At 61.7% G+C, this 17,887-nt stretch carries 16 protein-coding genes; 12 read left to right on the forward strand and 4 right to left on the reverse strand.

Annotated features, from left to right (window positions below):
• Positions 1–89: 89 nt before the first annotated feature.
• Entirely contained in the window at positions 90–752 is a 663-nt protein-coding gene (locus AC1Q61_RS25110; RefSeq protein WP_020906493.1) for a 3-oxoacid CoA-transferase subunit B, read from the reverse strand.
• Complete coding sequence (locus AC1Q61_RS25115; RefSeq protein ID WP_153211317.1) at positions 749–1,516, reverse strand: CoA transferase subunit A; 768 nt, start codon at positions 1,514–1,516, stop codon at positions 749–751. The genes AC1Q61_RS25110 and AC1Q61_RS25115 overlap by 4 nt, the downstream gene beginning before the upstream one ends.
• A gap of 167 nt (positions 1,517–1,683) precedes the next feature.
• On the opposite strand from AC1Q61_RS25115, the gene AC1Q61_RS25120 reads away from it, so the two are divergent.
• Positions 1,684–2,463 (forward strand): IclR family transcriptional regulator, encoded by a 780-nt coding sequence (locus AC1Q61_RS25120; RefSeq protein ID WP_003941461.1) that lies wholly within the window; start codon positions 1,684–1,686, stop codon positions 2,461–2,463.
• Here AC1Q61_RS25120 and AC1Q61_RS25125 read toward each other — a convergent pair.
• The gene (locus tag AC1Q61_RS25125; protein WP_037129607.1) at positions 2,460–3,062 is read right to left on the reverse strand and encodes a helix-turn-helix domain-containing protein; all 603 of its coding nucleotides are present in this window, start codon (positions 3,060–3,062) and stop codon (positions 2,460–2,462) included. The genes AC1Q61_RS25120 and AC1Q61_RS25125 overlap by 4 nt on opposite strands.
• A gap of 111 nt (positions 3,063–3,173) precedes the next feature.
• On the opposite strand from AC1Q61_RS25125, the gene AC1Q61_RS25130 reads away from it, so the two are divergent.
• The 10 genes from AC1Q61_RS25130 to AC1Q61_RS25175 all read left to right on the forward strand — a co-directional run bounded on the left by AC1Q61_RS25130 (position 3,174) and on the right by AC1Q61_RS25175 (position 16,824).
• Entirely contained in the window at positions 3,174–4,577 is a 1,404-nt protein-coding gene (locus tag AC1Q61_RS25130; RefSeq protein WP_065456050.1) for an MFS transporter, read from the forward strand.
• 109 nt (positions 4,578–4,686) lie between these two features.
• Complete coding sequence (locus AC1Q61_RS25135) at positions 4,687–6,594, forward strand: alkyl/aryl-sulfatase (protein WP_065456049.1); 1,908 nt, start codon at positions 4,687–4,689, stop codon at positions 6,592–6,594.
• A gap of 17 nt (positions 6,595–6,611) precedes the next feature.
• Entirely contained in the window at positions 6,612–7,592 is a 981-nt protein-coding gene (locus AC1Q61_RS25140) for a linear amide C-N hydrolase (RefSeq protein WP_065456048.1), read from the forward strand.
• Positions 7,593–7,696: 104 nt separating this feature from the next.
• Positions 7,697–9,028, forward strand: a complete 1,332-nt coding sequence (locus AC1Q61_RS25145; RefSeq protein ID WP_054826857.1) for an MFS transporter — start codon at positions 7,697–7,699, stop codon at positions 9,026–9,028.
• Positions 9,029–9,074: 46 nt separating this feature from the next.
• A complete protein-coding gene (locus AC1Q61_RS25150; protein ID WP_065456047.1) occupies positions 9,075–10,271 on the forward strand; it encodes an anhydro-N-acetylmuramic acid kinase in 1,197 nt (398 codons plus the stop codon).
• Entirely contained in the window at positions 10,268–11,143 is an 876-nt protein-coding gene (locus AC1Q61_RS25155) for a MurR/RpiR family transcriptional regulator (protein ID WP_003941452.1), read from the forward strand. Before AC1Q61_RS25150 ends, AC1Q61_RS25155 begins: the two co-directional genes overlap by 4 nt.
• A gap of 123 nt (positions 11,144–11,266) precedes the next feature.
• Positions 11,267–12,184: an N-acetylmuramic acid 6-phosphate etherase gene (gene murQ, locus AC1Q61_RS25160; RefSeq protein ID WP_228402266.1), complete on the forward strand. Its 918-nt coding sequence runs from the start codon at positions 11,267–11,269 to the stop codon at positions 12,182–12,184.
• Positions 12,185–12,964, forward strand: a complete 780-nt coding sequence (gene nagB / locus AC1Q61_RS25165) for a glucosamine-6-phosphate deaminase (protein ID WP_161120330.1) — start codon at positions 12,185–12,187, stop codon at positions 12,962–12,964.
• 60 nt (positions 12,965–13,024) lie between these two features.
• Complete coding sequence (locus AC1Q61_RS25170; RefSeq protein ID WP_492651234.1) at positions 13,025–14,440, forward strand: FAD-dependent oxidoreductase; 1,416 nt, start codon at positions 13,025–13,027, stop codon at positions 14,438–14,440.
• Positions 14,441–14,526: 86 nt separating this feature from the next.
• A complete protein-coding gene (locus AC1Q61_RS25175; protein ID WP_492651233.1) occupies positions 14,527–16,824 on the forward strand; it encodes a serine/threonine-protein kinase in 2,298 nt (765 codons plus the stop codon).
• A gap of 27 nt (positions 16,825–16,851) precedes the next feature.
• On the opposite strand, the gene AC1Q61_RS25180 is transcribed toward AC1Q61_RS25175, so the two are convergent.
• Positions 16,852–17,160, reverse strand: a complete 309-nt coding sequence (locus AC1Q61_RS25180) for an amphi-Trp domain-containing protein (protein WP_037129603.1) — start codon at positions 17,158–17,160, stop codon at positions 16,852–16,854.
• Positions 17,161–17,408: 248 nt separating this feature from the next.
• Between AC1Q61_RS25180 and AC1Q61_RS25185 the strand changes: the two genes are divergently transcribed.
• Positions 17,409–17,852 carry a Fur family transcriptional regulator gene (locus AC1Q61_RS25185; protein ID WP_037129600.1) on the forward strand — a complete coding sequence of 148 codons (444 nt, stop codon included), beginning with the start codon at positions 17,409–17,411 and terminating at the stop codon, positions 17,850–17,852.
• Positions 17,853–17,887: the final 35 nt, after the last annotated feature.

A 17,887-nucleotide genomic window follows, 5' to 3' on the forward strand; every position in this document is an offset into this window, starting at 1 on the left:
GAGGTCGGACCCGGAGAGGTCTTTCAACGATCCGAGGAGTCGACCCATCGGGGTACGAGCTCCCGCAACAATCACAGTTGTCGTGTCGGTCATGCCAGTTCAACTTTCAGTTCGGTGCCGGTTGCGGCGACTACGTCTTCGACGCTGACATCGGGGGCGAGTTCACGCAGGACGAGTGGGCCTTCGTCGCTCACGTCGATGACGGCGAGGTTGGTGATGATCCGATTCACCACGCCCTGGCCGGTCAGGGGCAGGGTGCACGCGTCGACGATCTTGGGGTTGCCGTCGCGGTCGTTGTGCTCCATGACGACGATGACACGCCGGGCACCGTGGACGAGGTCCATTGCGCCGCCCATGCCCTTGACCATCTTGCCGGGGACCATCCAGTTTGCGAGGTCACCCGTCTTCGACACCTGCATACCGCCGAGGACTGCGGTGTCGATGTGGCCGCCGCGGATCATCCCGAACGAGAGGGCCGAATCAAAATATGCTGCACCGGGGTTGACGGTCACGGTCTCTTTGCCGGCGTTGATGAGGTCAGGATCGACGTTGTCCTCGGTGGGATACGGTCCGGTGCCGAGAATTCCGTTCTCCGAGTGCAGGACCACACGAACGTCCGAGCCCAGGTATCCGGGAATCAGTGTGGGAAGGCCGATTCCGAGATTGACGTACTCCCCGTCGATCATCTCTGCAGCCGCCCGCGCTGCCATCTGCTGGCGCGTCCAACCCGTCACTGTCACTGGTGCGGTCATCGTGAGGTTCCTTCCGAAGCGCTGACGGTTCGCTTTTCGATTCGCTTGTTCTGAGGGCCGGTGTGCACAATTCTCTGCACGAAGACTCCGGGCAGGTGCACCGATGCCGGGTCGATTTCACCGGGCTCGACCAGACGTTCCACCTGCGCGATGGTGACCCGTCCCGCCATCGCGGCGAGCGGGTTGAAGTTCATCGCGGTCTTGTCGAACACGAGGTTGCCGTCGGTGTCTCCGAGAACAGCGTGCACGAGTGCGTAGTCGGCGTTGATCGCCTCTTCCATCACGTAACGCTTGGTTCCGAAGACGCGAGTCTCCTTCGGAGGCGATGCAATAGCGATCGAGCCGTCGGCGTCGTAGCGCCATGGCATTCCGCCGTCGGAGATGGGGCTACCCACTCCGGCCGGTGTGAAGAATGCCGGGATTCCGGTTCCGCCGGCGCGCAGACGCTCAGCGAGCGTTCCCTGCGGCGTCAGTTCCACTTCGAGTTCGCCGGCCAGGTACTGCCGGGCGAACTCCTTGTTCTCACCGACGTACGACGCGGTCACCCGTCGGATACGTCCCGCGCTCAGCAAGATTCCGAGGCCGTGATCGTCGACGCCGCAGTTGTTGGAGAACACCTCGAGGTCGGTTGCACTCGTAGCTGCGATCGCGTCGATCAACACGTCGGGGATGCCGCACAAACCGAATCCGCCGACTGCCAGCGTTGCGCCGTCGACGATGTCGGCGACCGCGTCTGCTGCGGACTCGTACACCTTTGCTGTCATGTTCTCTCCCTGCCAGGCGTTCATTGAGTAGACACTCACTCACTTCGATATCCAGTGAACTATCTCCAGTTCACAGGTTCAAGGAATATCGAACATCAACCGAGAACTGATCGACTACTGATCGTCTGAAGAAAATTCGTTCACTGAATGGACGCTAGGATAAAGGCATGCCAACTCACGAGCAATCGCCGGCCATGGTCGCGCGGGTGGCGGCACTTCTACGAGCCCTCGGCGCGTCCGAACCAACGGGCGCTTCCACCACGGAGTTGGGCAAGCTCACCGGCCTCGCTCGGCCCACCGCGCACCGACTGCTCACGTCCTTGGCTGCCGAAGGGCTGGTCGACCGTGACGCACGAACCGGTCGGTGGTCGCTCGGTCCGGAGTTGTACCTCTTGGGGGCGGCGGCCGGAAATCGGTACGACATCACCGACCGCGCTCGCGACGTCGTCGACGAACTTGCCCGGGTCACGGGGGAGAGCGCATTCCTGTCGGCACGTCGAGGTGACGAGACTGTCTGCATCCTGAGTCAGGAAGGCAGTTTTCCGCTGCGATCTCACGTGCTGCACGAGGGGAAGCGTTTCCCGTTGGGAGTCGCGTCGGCCGGCCTTGCCATCTTGAGCCACCTACCGGCGCGGGACGTCGACGACTATTTCGCCCGGGTGAATCTGGATTCGGAATGGGGTGAGATCCACAGTGAGACATCGATTCGAGAGCGAATCGAGTCGACGCGGGTCACCGGCTACGCCGTCAATCCAGCCCTCATCGTCGAGGGAAGCTGGGGGATGGGTGCCGCGGTGTTCGACCGCAACGGTCGCCCGGCCTGGGCGTTGAGCCTGACCGGAGTGGAAACTCGCTTCCGGCCCGCGCGTCATGCCGAGTTGGGAACGCTGCTCCTCGAGCACGCTCACACACTGTCGAACCGATTGAAAACGCATGCAGTGAACTAACTTTCGGGAACCAGGTCTTGTGCAGTAGTAGTTTTTGCCTTCGTGCGCACGTGTGCCTTCTCGCCTTGCGGGCCGAAAAGATGCAAGATTTCCACCACCTGTTCATCGGCAGGCCCGAACCAGTGGGGCTCGGCAGTGTCGAACTCCGCGACTTCCCCGGGGTGTAGGAGAACCTCGTTCGCCCCCAGGATGAGACGCAGATCCCCGGCGAGGACGTAGAGCCATTCGTAGCCGGCGTGGGTGACGAGCTTCGGTGGACGCGGACCGATCACCTGCTTGAAGACCTGCACGCGGCCGGGATAGCGCGTCAACGGAACGACGGCACTGCCGTTCTTGCGTCGGCTCGGGGTGAGGTGAACCCGAGGATCGCCCGTAGCGGGGGCGCCGACGAGTTGGTCCAGCGCGACCCGGTGCGCTCGGGCAAGCGGCAACAGCAGATCGAGGGTGGGACGACGCTTCCCCGATTCGAGGCGTGAGAGTGCGCTGACGGAGACGCCGGTGGCCTCGGACAGGCCCTCGAGGGTCAATCCGCGATCGCGTCGGAGCGTGCGCAGTCTCGGTCCGATATCGGTGATCAACTGCTCGAATTCAGCATCCATGCTGTCCATCTTTGCAGTTTCCGCAAAATTTCTACCGGCTTCGGACGCTGGAGAGCAACGATCCTTCAACAGTCGAGTACGGCAGAGCACTTCGAGAGATGGAGTCCGACCATGAAACCTTCGAGCGGGATCGAACCGCAAGTGATCGGACTCGATGCAGGGCGGCGATGGGGCATCCTGGCGATCTGCTGCACGAGCCTGTTCGTCGTCGGGTTGGACACCACCATCGTCAACGTGGCCCTGCCGACGATCGGTGAGGGATTTCGCGTCGGAACCCGTGGTCTGGAATGGGTCGTCAACGCATACACACTCGTCCTGGCGAGCTTGCTGATCTCGTCCGGAGCAGTGGCCGATCGTTTCGGCAGGAGACGAGTCTTTCAGATCGGGCTCGTCGTCTTCGGGGTGGCGTCGATTGCCTGCGCGCTCGCTCCGTCCGTCGAGATGTTGATCGCGGCGCGGATCGTCCAAGGCGTCGGCGGGTCGATGCTCAGTCCGGTTGCCTTGGCGATCGTCGTCAACGTGATGACCGACCCGAAGGAGCGGGCCAAGGCAATCGGGGTGTGGGCCGCGGTCTTCGGCCTGAGTATGGCGGCAGGGCCGATCGTCGGCGGCGTGCTCATCGAAAGTTTCGGCTGGCGATCGGTTTTCTGGATCAACGTGCCGGTGATCTTGGCCGTGCTCGTCTTGACTGCTGTGTTTGTTCCGGAGTCCCGAGCGCAGCAGTCGCGACGACTCGATCTTCCCGGTCAGTTGCTACTGGTGATTCTTGTCGGCGGGGCGGTCGCCCTTCTGATCGAGGGTCCGCGAATCGGATGGTTCTCTGCCGCGGCGACGGCAGGGTATGTCGTTGTTGCTGCAGCGTTGGCCGCATTCATCCGCGTCGAATCACGCAAGCGCGAGCCACTGATGGATCTGGCACTCTTTCGCCGCAGAACGTTCTCGTCGGCTGTGATCGGCGCTGTCGTGGTGTTCGTGGCGTTGAACGCGACGCTACTGCTCGGCACGTTCTACTTGCAGCACTCCCGCGGTATGAGTCCGGCCCTGGCCGGCGCGATCACCCTCCCGATGGCCGTTGCGGCAACGGTCTGCGCGCCGTTGTCCGGAATACTCGTCGGACGCTTCGGCCCGCGGCGACCGCTGCTGATCGCCGGTAGTTTCACGACGCTCGGTGGACTGTGCCTGGTCTCGCTCGACAACAACACGGCGATTCCGATGCTCTTGGCCGCTTACCTGTTCCTCGGTATCGGATTCGGGTTCTCGAATGCCCCGATCACCAACACCGCCGTCAACGGGTTGCCGAGATCGCAGGCGGGGCTTGCTGGTGGAATAACCTCCAGTGCACGCCAATTCGGTGCTGCTCTCGGTGTTGCGCTGGCCGGTGGCATCATCGGCGGCAGTGCATCGGTGGATGTCGCGCAGGCATCGAGGTCGGGATGGATCCTGGTTGCCGGATGTGGGATCGCGGTCCTGGTGATTGCACTCGCATCTCGGAATTCCGAGGAACTCCCCGGCTGATCACCTCGCGTGTTCGTGGGAGCTTCACCCTGCGCGGGTGATTCCAAGCGCGTGCCCAACCGATACAGATGATGGGGTATCAGATCGTCGTATCCGAGCGGGGAGTGCCATGTGCCAGACACCGAAGGACGCAACACCGGCCACAGTCACGGCGAATCGCGAGGCAGTCGCACGGTATGCCATGGACGACCGGCAGGATTTTGCCGACGCGGATCGAGGGTTGATCGCTCCGTTGCCGGGCAAGGTTGTCGCCGATGACGGGCATACGGTCTTCGATCCTGATGCGATGGCATACCTCGGTGACGATGTTGCCGCGCCGGAGACAGTCAATCCGAGCCTGTGGCGTCAAGGACAACTGATGCGCCGAGGTGGTCTGTATCAGGTGACGGATCGCCTTTACCAGGTACGGAACAACGACCTGGCAAATTTGACGGTTGTCGAAGGTGGCGAGGGACTGATCGTCATCGACTGTATGGCGGGGGTCGAATCGGCGCGCCAGGGTATGAAGATGATTCGTGAGCACGTCAGCGACAAGCCAGTTTCGGCGATCATCTACACGCACACCCACATCGACCACTACGGCGGAGTCAAAGGGATCGTCGATCTGGACGACGTGACGTCCGGGCGAGTTCCGATCATCGCACCGGGCACGATCGCGTCGTTCGACAAGTTCGCGATCGGGGAAAACGTCGTCGCCGGAAATGCCATGGCGAGACGGTCCTTCTACGCCTTCGGTGGATTGCTCGATCTCGATGCCAAAGGGATGGTTACCTGCGGCATCGGCACGATCAGCACGAAAGGTCCACTTGTCTCGTATATTTCCCCCACTGACAGCATCACGGAGACCGGAACGAAGCGTGAGATAGCCGGTCTGGAATTCGAGTTCCTCTACGCGCCGGATACCGAGGCCCCGGAGGAAATGCACATCTGGATCCCCGAACTCGCCGCGCTGACCTGTGCGGAGAATGCCAATCATTCGCTCCACAACATCCAGACCTTAAGAGGTGCGCGCACTCGCGACGCTCGGAACTTCGCGCGGTATCTGGACGAGACTCTCGAGCGGTGGGGAGACGACGCGGCTGTTCACTACGGACCGCACACGTGGCCGGTGTGGGGTAACGAGAACCTGGTGCCGTTCATCGAATCGCAAAGGGACACTTACAAGTACATTCACGACCAGGCACTCCGTCTCGCGAACAAGGGGTACACGCCGCTCGAAGCTGCCGAGGTGATCGAACTACCGGACGAACTCGGGCGCAAGTGGTACAACCGCGGATATCACGGCACTCTGCACCACGACGTTCGCGCCGTGTACACCAAGGAACTGGGAATGTGGGACGGCGATCCGGTGTCGCTTCATCCTCATCCGCCGGTCGAATCGGCGAAGAGGTTCGTCGATCTCCTTGGCGCGCAGAAGATCCTGGACGAGGGTAAGCGGGCATTCGACGCCGCGGACTACCGATGGGCGGCAGAGATCCTGCACAAGTTGGTGTTCGCGCAACCGGAGAACGCCGAAGCGAGGAACCTGCAAGCCGACGTCTACGAGCAGATGGGCTATCAAGCCGAAGGGCCGCAGTGGCGTGGGATCTATCTCTCGGCCGCATTGGAACTACGCGAGGGCGCCCAGCCTGCCCCGTACGTCACGGCAAGTCAGGACAGTGTCCTCGCGATGCCCATCGACATCCTCTTCGACTTCGTTGCAATACATCTCATCGGCGGCAAGGCCACCGACGCGGAACTGCGGATCGATTTCGTGTTCACCGATCGCGGCGACGAGGCATGGACTGCGTGGGTCAAGCGCGGTGTCCTCAATGCACGTAAGGGTGCGTCACCGAACACACAACTGACGGTCTCGGGCCCGAAGGCGGCGCTCGTGGGAGCGCTTCTTCAACCGGGCGCGGCCGCCGAACTGGCCAAGGCCGGGCAGATTTCGCTCGACGGAGACGAATCAGCGCTCGAGACGCTGGGAGGGTTGCTCGATACCTTCGATCCCAGTTTCAATATCGTCACGCCGTAACGAAGGGATAGCTTTCGATGTGTACACGCTTGGTCTACTTGGGGCCCAACGACACTGTGATCACTGCTCGATCGATGGATTGGAAGGTCGACCTCGGAACAAACCTCTGGGCATTCCCGCGCGGCATGACCAGAGAGGGCTGTGCAGGTCCGAACTCGATACAGTGGACGTCGAAATACGGAAGTGTTGTCGCGACGGCCTACGACATGTGCACGACCGACGGGGTCAACGAGGCTGGGCTGTCTGCCAATCTTTTGTGGTTGGTCGAGTCCGAGTACCCGACGTATGACGGTTCGACCCCGGGATTGTCGATCGCGGCGTGGGCGCAATACGTCCTGGACAGCTTTGCGACAGTTCAGGAAGCGGTCGAAGTGCTCGCGTCGGAACCGTTCACGGTAGTGACCGCTGCCGTTCCCGGCGAAGACCGCCTCGCAACGCTGCACATGTCGCTCTCGGACGCTGGGGGAGACAGCGCGATCATCGAGTACGTCGGTGGACGCCCGACGATTCATCACAGCCGTGAGTACCAGGTGATGACCAATTCGCCGATCTTCGATCAGCAACTCGCCGTCAACGAGTACTGGAAGCAGATCAACGGAACCGTCATGCTGCCCGGAACCAACCGTGCCGCTGACAGATTCGCTCGGGCGTCGTTCTATGTCGATGCGATACCGCAGACGGACGATCCGCGGGCGGCGTTGGCATCCACCTTCAGTGTTATTCGGAATGTGTCGGTGCCCCTGGGGATTTCGACTCCCGATGAGCCCAACATTTCATCGACCCGTTGGCGCACCGTCGTCGATCACAAACGCACGCTCTATTTCTTCGAGTCGGCGATGACGCCCAATATCTTCTGGGTGGACGTGGCGTCGATGGATCTCGCGGAAGGGACACCCGTCCGAAAGCTCGGACTCGGACCGAACGAGAGCACCGTCTATTCCGGTGACTCCACTGACCAGTTCGAACGGGCGGAGGCATTCACGTTCGCGGGAGCATAAGGCTTCGGGGCGTAGTAAAAATCCAATCGTGAAACTTCTTGACATTTCTACTCTGTTCAGATGAAACTTTGTTGCATATTCGGGTTTCGTCAACGGAGGACGGCATGGGCATCACAGTGCAGACACGGAACGATGGTGCGCAGCTCAAACGGCGCAGGGCGCTCGTCGCCGGCTCCGTCGGAAATTTCATCGAGTGGTACGAGTTCGGTGTGTACGGGTTCTTCGCGACGATCATCGCGTCGAACTTCTTCAGCGCCGACGGCTCCGGCGACCTCGAAAGCCTGATCAAGACCTACGCGTCGTTTGCGCTGGCCTTCTTCTTCCGCCCAGTGGGGGCCGCGCTGTTCGGTCGACTCGGTGACCGCATCGGCCGACGCCCCACCTTGGTGATCGTTCTTCTGCTGATGTCGGGTGCGACGACCCTGATCGGTGTGCTGCCCACCTACGAGAGCGTCGGAATTCTGGCACCGCTGCTCTTGACGGTCCTTCGAATTCTGCAGGGATTGTCGGCCGGTGGTGAGTTCGGCGGTGCAGTGTCGGTGATGACCGAGTTCGCTCCGCCCGGACGACGTGGGCTGTACGGCTCGTGGCAGTCGTTCACCGTCGCACTCGGACTGCTCGCCGGTGCGGGTATCGCAGCACTCCTCGCCACTGTCCTCGACCCGGGACAGCTCGGTGACTGGGGCTGGCGCATTCCGTTCCTCCTTGCACTTCCGATGGGTCTGGTTGCTCTGTGGCTCAGGCTCCGCCTCGAAGAAACGCCGTCGTTCGAGCGTGCTCGATCAGTCCAGTCCGAACCGACAGCTGATGAAGCGGCGCCTGTAGTGCAGCCGACTGTCGGAGAGACAGCCAAGGCGATTCTGCTCGGAATCGGGCGGTTGATGGGGTGGTCTGCTGCTGGTTACACGTTCCTCGTCGTGATGCCGACTTATCTTCAGAGTTCACTCAACGCGACTTTCCATCAGGCACTTGTTGCTTCCGTGCTAGCCAATGCGGGCTTCGCGGTGACCATTCCGATCGCGGGTGGACTCAGCGATCGCATCGGACGACGCGCGGTCATGCTCACCGGCACCGTGATAATTCTGGTCTTGGCTCTGCCGCTGCTCAACGTCCTGCAGAATGAGCAGACGTCTCTGACAGCCAAGGGATTTGCAGTGTTTGCCGCCGGCGCCGCAGTGGGACTTGTTGCCGGACCAGGACCCGCCATGCTCTCCGAGATGTTCCCCACCTCGGTCCGGTACACCGGATTGGGACTCGCATACTCCCTGTCCAACGCGGTCTTTTCGGGCTGCGCCGGTCTGATCATCACGTGGTTGATCAAGGAAACGTCCAATCTCGATATTCCGGCCTACTTCGTGATGGCAACGTGCGCCGTCAGCGCGATCGCCTTGAGTACCTTGCGAGGGAATGCCCACAAGCGGGCACTCGTCGACTGACTGCAGTTCTTCCGAATGCCGAAACGATGCGAGTAAGGGATATTTCATGAGAGTCATCGGTCTGATGTCCGGTACTTCGTACGACGCTATCGATGCTGCCGCAGCAGACATCCGGATCGACGGGGACACTCTTGTGCTGACCCCACTGGGGATGGTCAGCGAACCATATTCCGGTGAGTTGCGGGCAGCGGTGGCTGCTGCGGTACCGCCGGCGTCCACCACTGTCGGTCAGATCTGCCAACTCGACACCGAGATCGGACAGGCATTCGCGGCCGTGGCTGCGCGGGCGAACGCGGAACTGTGCGGTGGCAGTGCGGAATTGATCTCCTCACATGGTCAGACGATGTTCCACTGGGTCGAAGGAGCGCAAGTAAAAGGCACTCTCCAGCTCGGGCAGCCGGCCTGGATAGCCGAGAAGACCGGATGCACGGTCGTGTCGGACCTGCGCTCTCGCGACGTGGCGACGGGTGGTCAGGGCGCTCCACTTGTCAGCGCATTCGACGTATTGTGGCTCAACGGAAGAACTTCGGGTTCCGTCGCGCTCAATCTCGGTGGCATCGCGAACGTCACTGCTCCGGGTGGCGTCCCGACATCGACGGCAGAAGGTGCCGCAGTGCCGATTGCCTTCGACACCGGCCCCGCAAATGCGCTGATCGACGCTGCGGTAGGCGAATTCACTGCCGGGGAGCAGTGGTTCGATCTCGGTGGGGCTCTGGGCGCAGCGGGCACACCGAACGTCGATCTGCTGGCACAACTACTGAGCGAACCGTATTACGCGCGGCCCGCTCCCAAGAGCACGGGCAAAGAATTGTTCCATCGGGACTATCTGCTCGCCGCTCTGCGTGGCTACGAGTCGTTGTCTCTGGCCGACATCGTCGCGACACTGACTGCACTGACCGCCCGGACCGTCGCCGATTCCGTCAAAGCACTCGCGGCTATCGAAGTAGTGGTGTCAGGCGGTGGCACCAAGAATCCGACGTTGATGGCGATGCTCCGTGACGAACTGGGCGACATAGCGCTTGTCTCTTCGGACGAGCTCGGCGTCACCTCCGATATCAAGGAAGCATTGGCTTTCGCGGTTCTCGGCTATCTCACCGCGCACGGATTGCCCGGCAGCATTGCTTCGTGCACCGGTGCGCGTCACGCCAGTGTGCTCGGATCTCTGACGCCAGGAAGCCGTGGGCTGCCTAGAATCACATCGGTGCCGTCAGCTCCGAGAACGATGCGAATCGAGGCGTTATGACTTTGGACCGGAGTGCTCCGGCGTCCGTCGACCTGCTTGCTCGTATTCGTGCATCACTGAGTAGCCTCTCGCCTGCCGAGCTGCGGATCGCCGAAATCATCGAAGCCGATCCCAGTCTGGCGTCCACACTGACGGTCAACGATCTTGCTGAACGAGCGTCGACAAGCACGGCGACAGTGGTCCGCACAGCCAAACGGCTCGGTTTCGAGGGTTATCCACAGCTTCGTCTCGCTCTGGCGGCTATCAGCGGGTCCGGTACAGAGAACACGATCCCGCTCGGTGTGGACATCGTTGCTGCCGACTCGGCCGGTGAGGTGATGGCCAAGCTCGCCGAGTTCGAATCCGAACAACTCAAGGGCACGGCGCAATTGACAGATCCTGCTGCGCTCGAAGAAGTTGTGTCCCGGATTCGATCCGCCCGCCGCGTCGAGGTCTACGGCATCGGCGCCTCTGGCATCGTCGCGCAAGACCTCACGTTGAAGCTCTCTCGCATCGACGTCAACTGCCGGGTTCATCTCGACCGAGACGCGGCCATGGTCAGCGCCAGCTTGCTCGGACCGGACGACATCGCAGTGGGGATCTCACATTCAGGTGAGACTTCGGATGTCGTGGAACCACTTGCCCTTGCCCGCCGAACCGGGGCGTCGACGGCTGCGATCACCGGAGGGGCACGATCGACGCTTGCCGTGCAGTCACATCACGTTCTGCTCACTGCCGGTAGAGAATTCGGTTTCCGATCGGCTGCGATGGCAAGCCGCACCGGTCAGCTGTTGGTAGTCGACACAATTTTTGCGATGGTGGCGCACTCGCTGCCCAGCGCACTCTCTGCTCTGCAACGAAGCCATGATGCCATTGCTTCGAAGCGGCACTGACGAGGAGTCGTCGCTGTGAGTACTGACGAGGAGTCGTCGCTGTGAGTACTGACGAGGAGTCGTCGCTGTGAGTACTGACGAGGAGTCGTCGTAATGAATATCGATCGAGGAGGACTCGCCACAATGCAATTGGAAATGCTCTCCACCGAGAGACCCAACCCTCTGACCCGCGATCTCGATGTCATGTCGGTGTCGGGTCTGCTGACGGTGATGAATCAACAGGACTCAATCGTGGCCGACGCGGTGGCAGCGGTACTACCCGCCATCGAAGTCGCAGTCGACTTGATCGTCGCGGCCCGAGCACAAGGTGGTCGACTGATCTACCTGGGAGCGGGGACAAGTGGGCGTCTGGGAGTTCTCGACGCGGTGGAATGCCCTCCGACGTTCGGGACCGATCCGGGCGAGGTGATCGGCATCATCGCCGGTGGCCCTGGAGCGTTTCTGAACGCCGTCGAGGGGGCAGAGGACGATCCGCGAGCGGCTGGGGTCGATCTCGACGCAATCTCGTTGAACGCCAACGACGTCGTGGTGGGTCTGGCTGCCAGCGGTCGTACCCCCTACGTCATCGGGGGACTCGATCACGCCCGCGAACTCGGCGCTGCAACAGTGGCAGTCTCGTGCAACCGGAACGCGGCAATGAGTTCTCACGCCGGCGTGGCCATCGAAGTGGAGACCGGCCCCGAAATCCTCACCGGATCGACGAGGCTCAAGGCCGGAACTGCGCAGAAGATGGTGTGCAACATGCTCTCCACGGCCAGTATGGTTCGCTCCGGGAAGGCATTCCACAATCTGATGGTCGATCTTCGGCCGACCAATGCCAAGCTTGTCGATCGTGCGAACCGGATCGTCGCGGCAGCCACCGGAGTCGATACCGAGATCGCTGCGGAGACCATCGACGATGCCGATGGTCATGTGAAGGCAGCGGTCGTCATGTTGTTGGCCGAATGCGACTTCGCCGAAGCAACCGAACTGTTGGACCGCGCTTCGGGTTCGGTACGTGAGGCCATCGTCGGAGCGGGCAAGAGCGGCGAGGAAGTCTGAATGGAAATCGTCATAGTTCCCAGTCCGGAGGACGGCGGGCGAATCGCTGCAGATATCGTTTGTGGCGCAATCGAAAACGGAGCGCGGACGCTCGGCCTCGCGACCGGATCATCACCGCTGCACACGTATCGAGAGCTGATCAAGAGGCATCGAGAATCGGGAGTGTCGTTCGCGGCGATGAGCGCGTATCTTCTCGACGAGTATGTAGGTCTCACGTCCGATAAGCCGCAGTCCTACGCGCACACCATCCGCACGGAACTCGTGGATCACCTCGACATCGACAATGCGCGAGTGTTCAGCCCCGACGGCGGGGCCGCGGATCCCAGTGACGCTGCCCGGCGTTACGACGCTGCCATCGCCGAAAACGGTCCCATCGACGTGCAGATCCTCGGCATCGGCCTGAACGGACACATCGGTTTCAACGAGCCCTCCTCCTCGCTTGCATCGCGCACCCGAGTGAAGACCTTGACCGAGAGGACCCGCGCCGACAATGCACGGTTCTTCGCAGACCCAGCCGACGTACCGCATCATGTGATCACGCAAGGACTCGGAACCATCAGTGATGCACGGCATCTCGTCCTGATCGCGGACGGCGCCCGCAAAGCGCCCGCCGTCCGGGCCGCGGTCGAAGGTCCGGTCTCGGCATTCTGCCCGGCGTCGGTGCTGCAGCTGCATCCACACGTGACCGTCATAGTCGACGAGGCAGCTGCCGGCGAACTCCAACTAGCGGACTTCTACCGCTACACAACCGAGCACAAGCCTGCAGAGCAAGGTTACTGAAAAGCGGGCTGCTGAAAGCGGACTTGATCTCCAGCGCAGTTGAGGTCCTAGCCTCGGGGGATGATCAACGCCAGAGGTCCAGCGGTATCCCCGCCTGCGGCGCCCCGATTCTTCTCACCACCGCTCAGTGTCGCGATCGTCGGAGCGGGGCCGGCGGGAATCCACGCCGCCGGCGCTCTCGCCGAACTTGCGCCCGGCACCAAGACAGACGTGTTCGAGCGTCTACCGACGCCGTACGGACTGGTGCGCTACGGTCTCGCACCAGGGCACCCCGAGTCCGAAAAGTTCGCCCATTCTCTGCACACCACGCTGGTCGCCAGTGAGTTCCGGCTGTTCTGCAACGTGGAGATCGGAAAGGACCTTTCCGTCGATGACCTACGTTCGTCCTACGATGCCGTGATCATTGCAACCGGTGCGCCGCGGGATGCACCTCTCGACATTCCCGGCGTCGAGCTTCCAGGTTCTTTCGGTGGCGCCGAGTTTGTCGGTTGGTACAACGATCACCCGGACAGCTCGCCGCAGTGGCCGCTGAACGCGGAATCGGTCGCAGTGATCGGAGGTGGCAACGTCGCACTCGACGTCACCCGTATGCTCCTCGCCGAGGCGCAATCGCTGCAGGCCACGGACGTCTCCGACCAAGTTCGGGAAGGGATCGCCGGCAGTCGAGTTCGCGAAGTACACATCTTTGTCCGGCGCGGACCCGCCGACGCTCGCTTCTCCCCGAACGAGTTGCGCGCTCTCGGTGAACTACCCGGCGTAGATGTTGTCGTCGATGCTGCCGATGTCGCGCCGGACCGGCATGTCGAGCGGATGACCAAACAGTTGGCGCACACCCGACTGACAGTCGAGACACTCCGTGGTTTCGCGGACGCTGCTTCTGCCGATCGGACTTCCCGGCGCCGAGTTCACCTGCACTTCTACCGACAGCCGGCGCAGATTCTCGGCAGCGGGAAAGTCGAAGCACTCCGCGTCGAGCGGACAGACCCGGACGGATATGGTCACGTCACCGCTTCGGGTATCTGTACCGACTATCCGGTTCAAGCTGTGTACCGGGCAATCGGATTTCTCGGGACGCCACTTGCCGGGGTGCCTTTCGATCACGGACGCGGCAATGTTGCGCACCAGGGCGGCGCAGCGGTCGACGAGAGCGGCTCGCCGATCGCAGGTTTGTTTGTGACGGGCTGGATGAAGCGAGGTGCCGCCGGGCTGATCGGTGCGGCGCGGCCAGACGCTCGCCAAACCGTCGAAACCTTGCTGCGACAGTTGGATTCGGTATACGAGCGTCGAGCCGGCCACGGCCGGATCGCGGAGGTCCTCGGGGCCGGCAGAGTGGTGCCCGTCGATTGGGATGGATGGCTTCGCATCGATGCCGCCGAACGTGCCCTCGGTGTGAAGCATGGGCGTGATCGGATCAAAATCAAAGAGCGCGACGAACTCGTTCGCATCGGCACGGAGTCGGCAGTTCACGCCGAATAGATTCGCTGGGGTCTGGAGTACCACCGGGGTTACGCTGAAGTGAGTCACTCCGATTCATTGTGATCGAGGTGCGGAACAGAAGTGTCATGAATGAACGTGGTGCGCAGGCCAGTGACGCGACAATCGCGGGCGGGCCCCTGACCGAACGGGGCACCGTCACCGAGTTGCGCCCCTCAACGCTGCGGGTGGTGCGTGACGGCCAGAACGGTGCAAACGGTCTCGGCCGCCTTGTGGCGGATTGGGAGGAGGGACGAACCCCGTCCGACCTGAGCGACTATCTGCCTGATCCAGCCAAGATTCGTCGGGCGGCGCTGATCGAACTGGTCGGAATCGACATGGAGTACCGCTGGCTGAAAAATGATTGCCCGAAACGGCTCACGGATTACTGTGCCGAGTATCCCGAATTACTCGAAGAACCATTACCGGCCGAGCTTCTGTACGAGGAGTTCCGGCTGCGGAAGCAGGGTGGGGAGGACGTCGCAGCAGCCGAGTACCTCAGCGAGTTTCCCTTGCAGGCAGAGAGTTTCGAGCAGATGTTCGACCGTGATTCGATGGTCGGTCGCGAAGAGGTGATGATGTTGGGACTGTCGGGTTTCGACGAGTTCGAAATCGGGCAGCACCTGGACGATTTCGAGCTGGTGTTGGAACTCGGGCACGGCGCATTCGCCCGAGTGTTCCTCGCTCGGCAACTGTCGATGCAGCGGTGGGTTGCGTTGAAAATCTCGCGCAACGTCGGAGTCGAGCCGCAGACTCTCGCCCAGCTCGACCATCCCAACATCGTCCGGGTCTTCGATCAACGGTTGCTCGAGGAACGCGCACTGCGAGTCCTGTTCATGGAATACGTGCCGGGTGGGACCCTGCTCGACGTGGTCAAACTTGTCCGCGTGACACCGCAGGCGCAGCGGTCCGGACAACTACTTCTCGACGCCATCGACAAGACCCTGGCGAAGAAGGGAGAGATGAAGCCCAGCGAGACGAGCCTGAGGAGCGAGATCGCTGCGATGTCGTGGCCGGAGACCGTGGCCTGGATGGGGATGCGACTGGCCGATGCCCTCGAGTATGCGCGTGAGCACGGCGTATTACATCGGGACATTAAGCCGGCGAACGTACTGCTCAGTGTCGAAGGCATCCCCAAGCTCGCCGACTTCAACGTCAGCTCGAGCGAGGAGGTTTCGACCGAGGACGCTGCTTGTTTTGTCGGAGGCTCGCTTGCCTACATGTCTCCGGAGCAATTGGAGGCCTGTGCGGTGGGGGCGCCTGGCACACTCGACACCCGTAGCGACATTTACGCACTCGGCGTGATGTTGTGGGAACTCCTCACCGGGAGTAGGCCTTTCACGGACGACGGATCGGGGGAGAACCCACCGTCGCCCAAGAAGGCGCTCGAGGCCCGCCGGCGCGGGGTGGATCCCGCAGCCGAGGCACGGCTACCGGACGACTGTCCGCCGGCGCTGCGCCGAGTTCTGGTCAAGTCTCTCTCGCCGGAGAGAGACGGAAGGTGGTCTGGCGGCCGAAAGTTGGCTCGTCAGTTCGCACTGTGTCTGGACCGGTCTGCTCGCAATCTGGTGGACCCACCGGAAGGGAGTCCACGTTCGACGCTGTGGAAGTGGGCGCTGCCGATAGTGCTTGCCGCGATCGGAATTCCGAATCTTCTTGCGGCGGGCTACAACTACTACTACAACAAGATGCTGATCATCTCGGGTCTCTCGCCGCAGGCTCAGCAGCATCTCGAGCAGGTTCATCTGGTCATCGGGGTGGCTGCGTTCTCTCTCGGTGCCGCAGCGATCCTGTATTGGTGTCGGCTTGCACTCACCGTGCCTCACGGACTGCGCAACGGTCAGACGTACAGCGCGGAGGTCTTGAACAAAGCGCGTACTGCGACGCTGAACGTCGGACATCGCGCGGTCGTGATCGCATTCGGTCTGTGGGTTCTGGCCGGTATCGCATATCCGGTCGCATTGCAGATTGCCGCCGGCGGAATTCCGCAGCGAGCCTACGTGCACCTGATGTCGTCGCTGGCGGTGTGCGGCGCCGTCGCAGTCGCGTATCCGTTCTTCATCCTGACGTACTACTCGGTTCGATGTCTGTATCCGATCTTGTTGTCACACGGCGAGTTACGAAGCGACGACGGACGCGATATTCGCTCGTTGGGTCGGAGCAGCACGCGTTACCTCGCAGTCGCGGCGTCGGTTCCACTGGTGGGAATCGCGGGGCTCAGTTTTGTCGGTTCGGGTGCCGGTGAGGAACTCAACGCAACAGTCCGTGCGCTGTGTTTGGGCGGTATCGCCGGATTCATCGTTGTGTATCAACTGTTTCGACGGATCGAAAGTGACCTCCGAGCACTGCTGCGCGTCGTGTCTCTCGAGGTGTCGGCATCTCCGTAAGTGCCGAACAACCGTATTCGAGTCGGCCTATGTGGAAGTGCTCTTGCGTGGTCGGCTGCGACGAACTGCTTTGGTGCGAGGCGGAGACTTCTCTTCCGATTCTTCCTGAGGGTCGTCGCGCCAGTGAATCTCGATTTCTATCTCGACTTCGTTGCCGTCGACTTCGATCTCGAGTTCCCACCGAACCTGTTCCGGAACACTGATTTCGATCGAGTCCCCACCCGACCCCAGCTCCACTTCCGATCCACTGGCGAGGGCTTGGCCGAGGGCGATGAGTCGGTCGGCGACTTCCTGCCGTGAGAGTTCTGACTTCCTCTTGATCTCCAGTTTGGGCACGAGCACTCCTGACCTCGGCGGATTCTCCCTTTCACGGTAGTTGGACGACGGGGAGATTGTCGGAGTTTGTGGAACCACACAGCAGGACGCGTCGACGCACAACAAACCTGAAGGCGGTGTGGGGACGCCAGAAAGAGCGAGGAATCCGGCTCACTTCCAGCACGGACGAATCGGTCGGGAGGGCCCTGTCAGCGATGATTTTCGCGAAAGTCTGGGTTCAGTCCAGAAGATTGCGCAATAGTGGAAAGGTGCCTTCGACGCCGGATTATGCAGCCCAACTGCGTAACGCTGAGCTTCGCGTGACTCGTCCCAGAGTCACGGTGCTCGAGGTTGTGCATGCACGCCCACACGCAGCCACCGAGACTGTCTTCGATGCTGTGCGGGCTGTTCTGCCGGGGGTGTCGCGGCAGGCGGTCTACGACGTGTTGCACGCTCTCACCGACGCCGGGCTGATACGGCGGATCCAACCGTCCGGATCGGTGGCGCTGTACGAGTCACGCGTCGGCGACAACCATCATCACGTCGTCTGCCGGTCCTGTGGGGTCGTTGCAGATGTCGACTGCGCAGTCGGAGAGGCACCGTGTTTGACGCCGTCGGCGCACAACGGTTTCGTTCTCGACGAAGCCGAGGTCATTTACTGGGGCCTGTGTCCCGACTGCTCGACAACTCAGAGTTTGCGATCACAAACGTGATCGAAGTCCGTTCTACTCGCTCATGGAGGGATTAC

The organism is Rhodococcus sp. MPR-R1B (assembly GCF_058793255.1).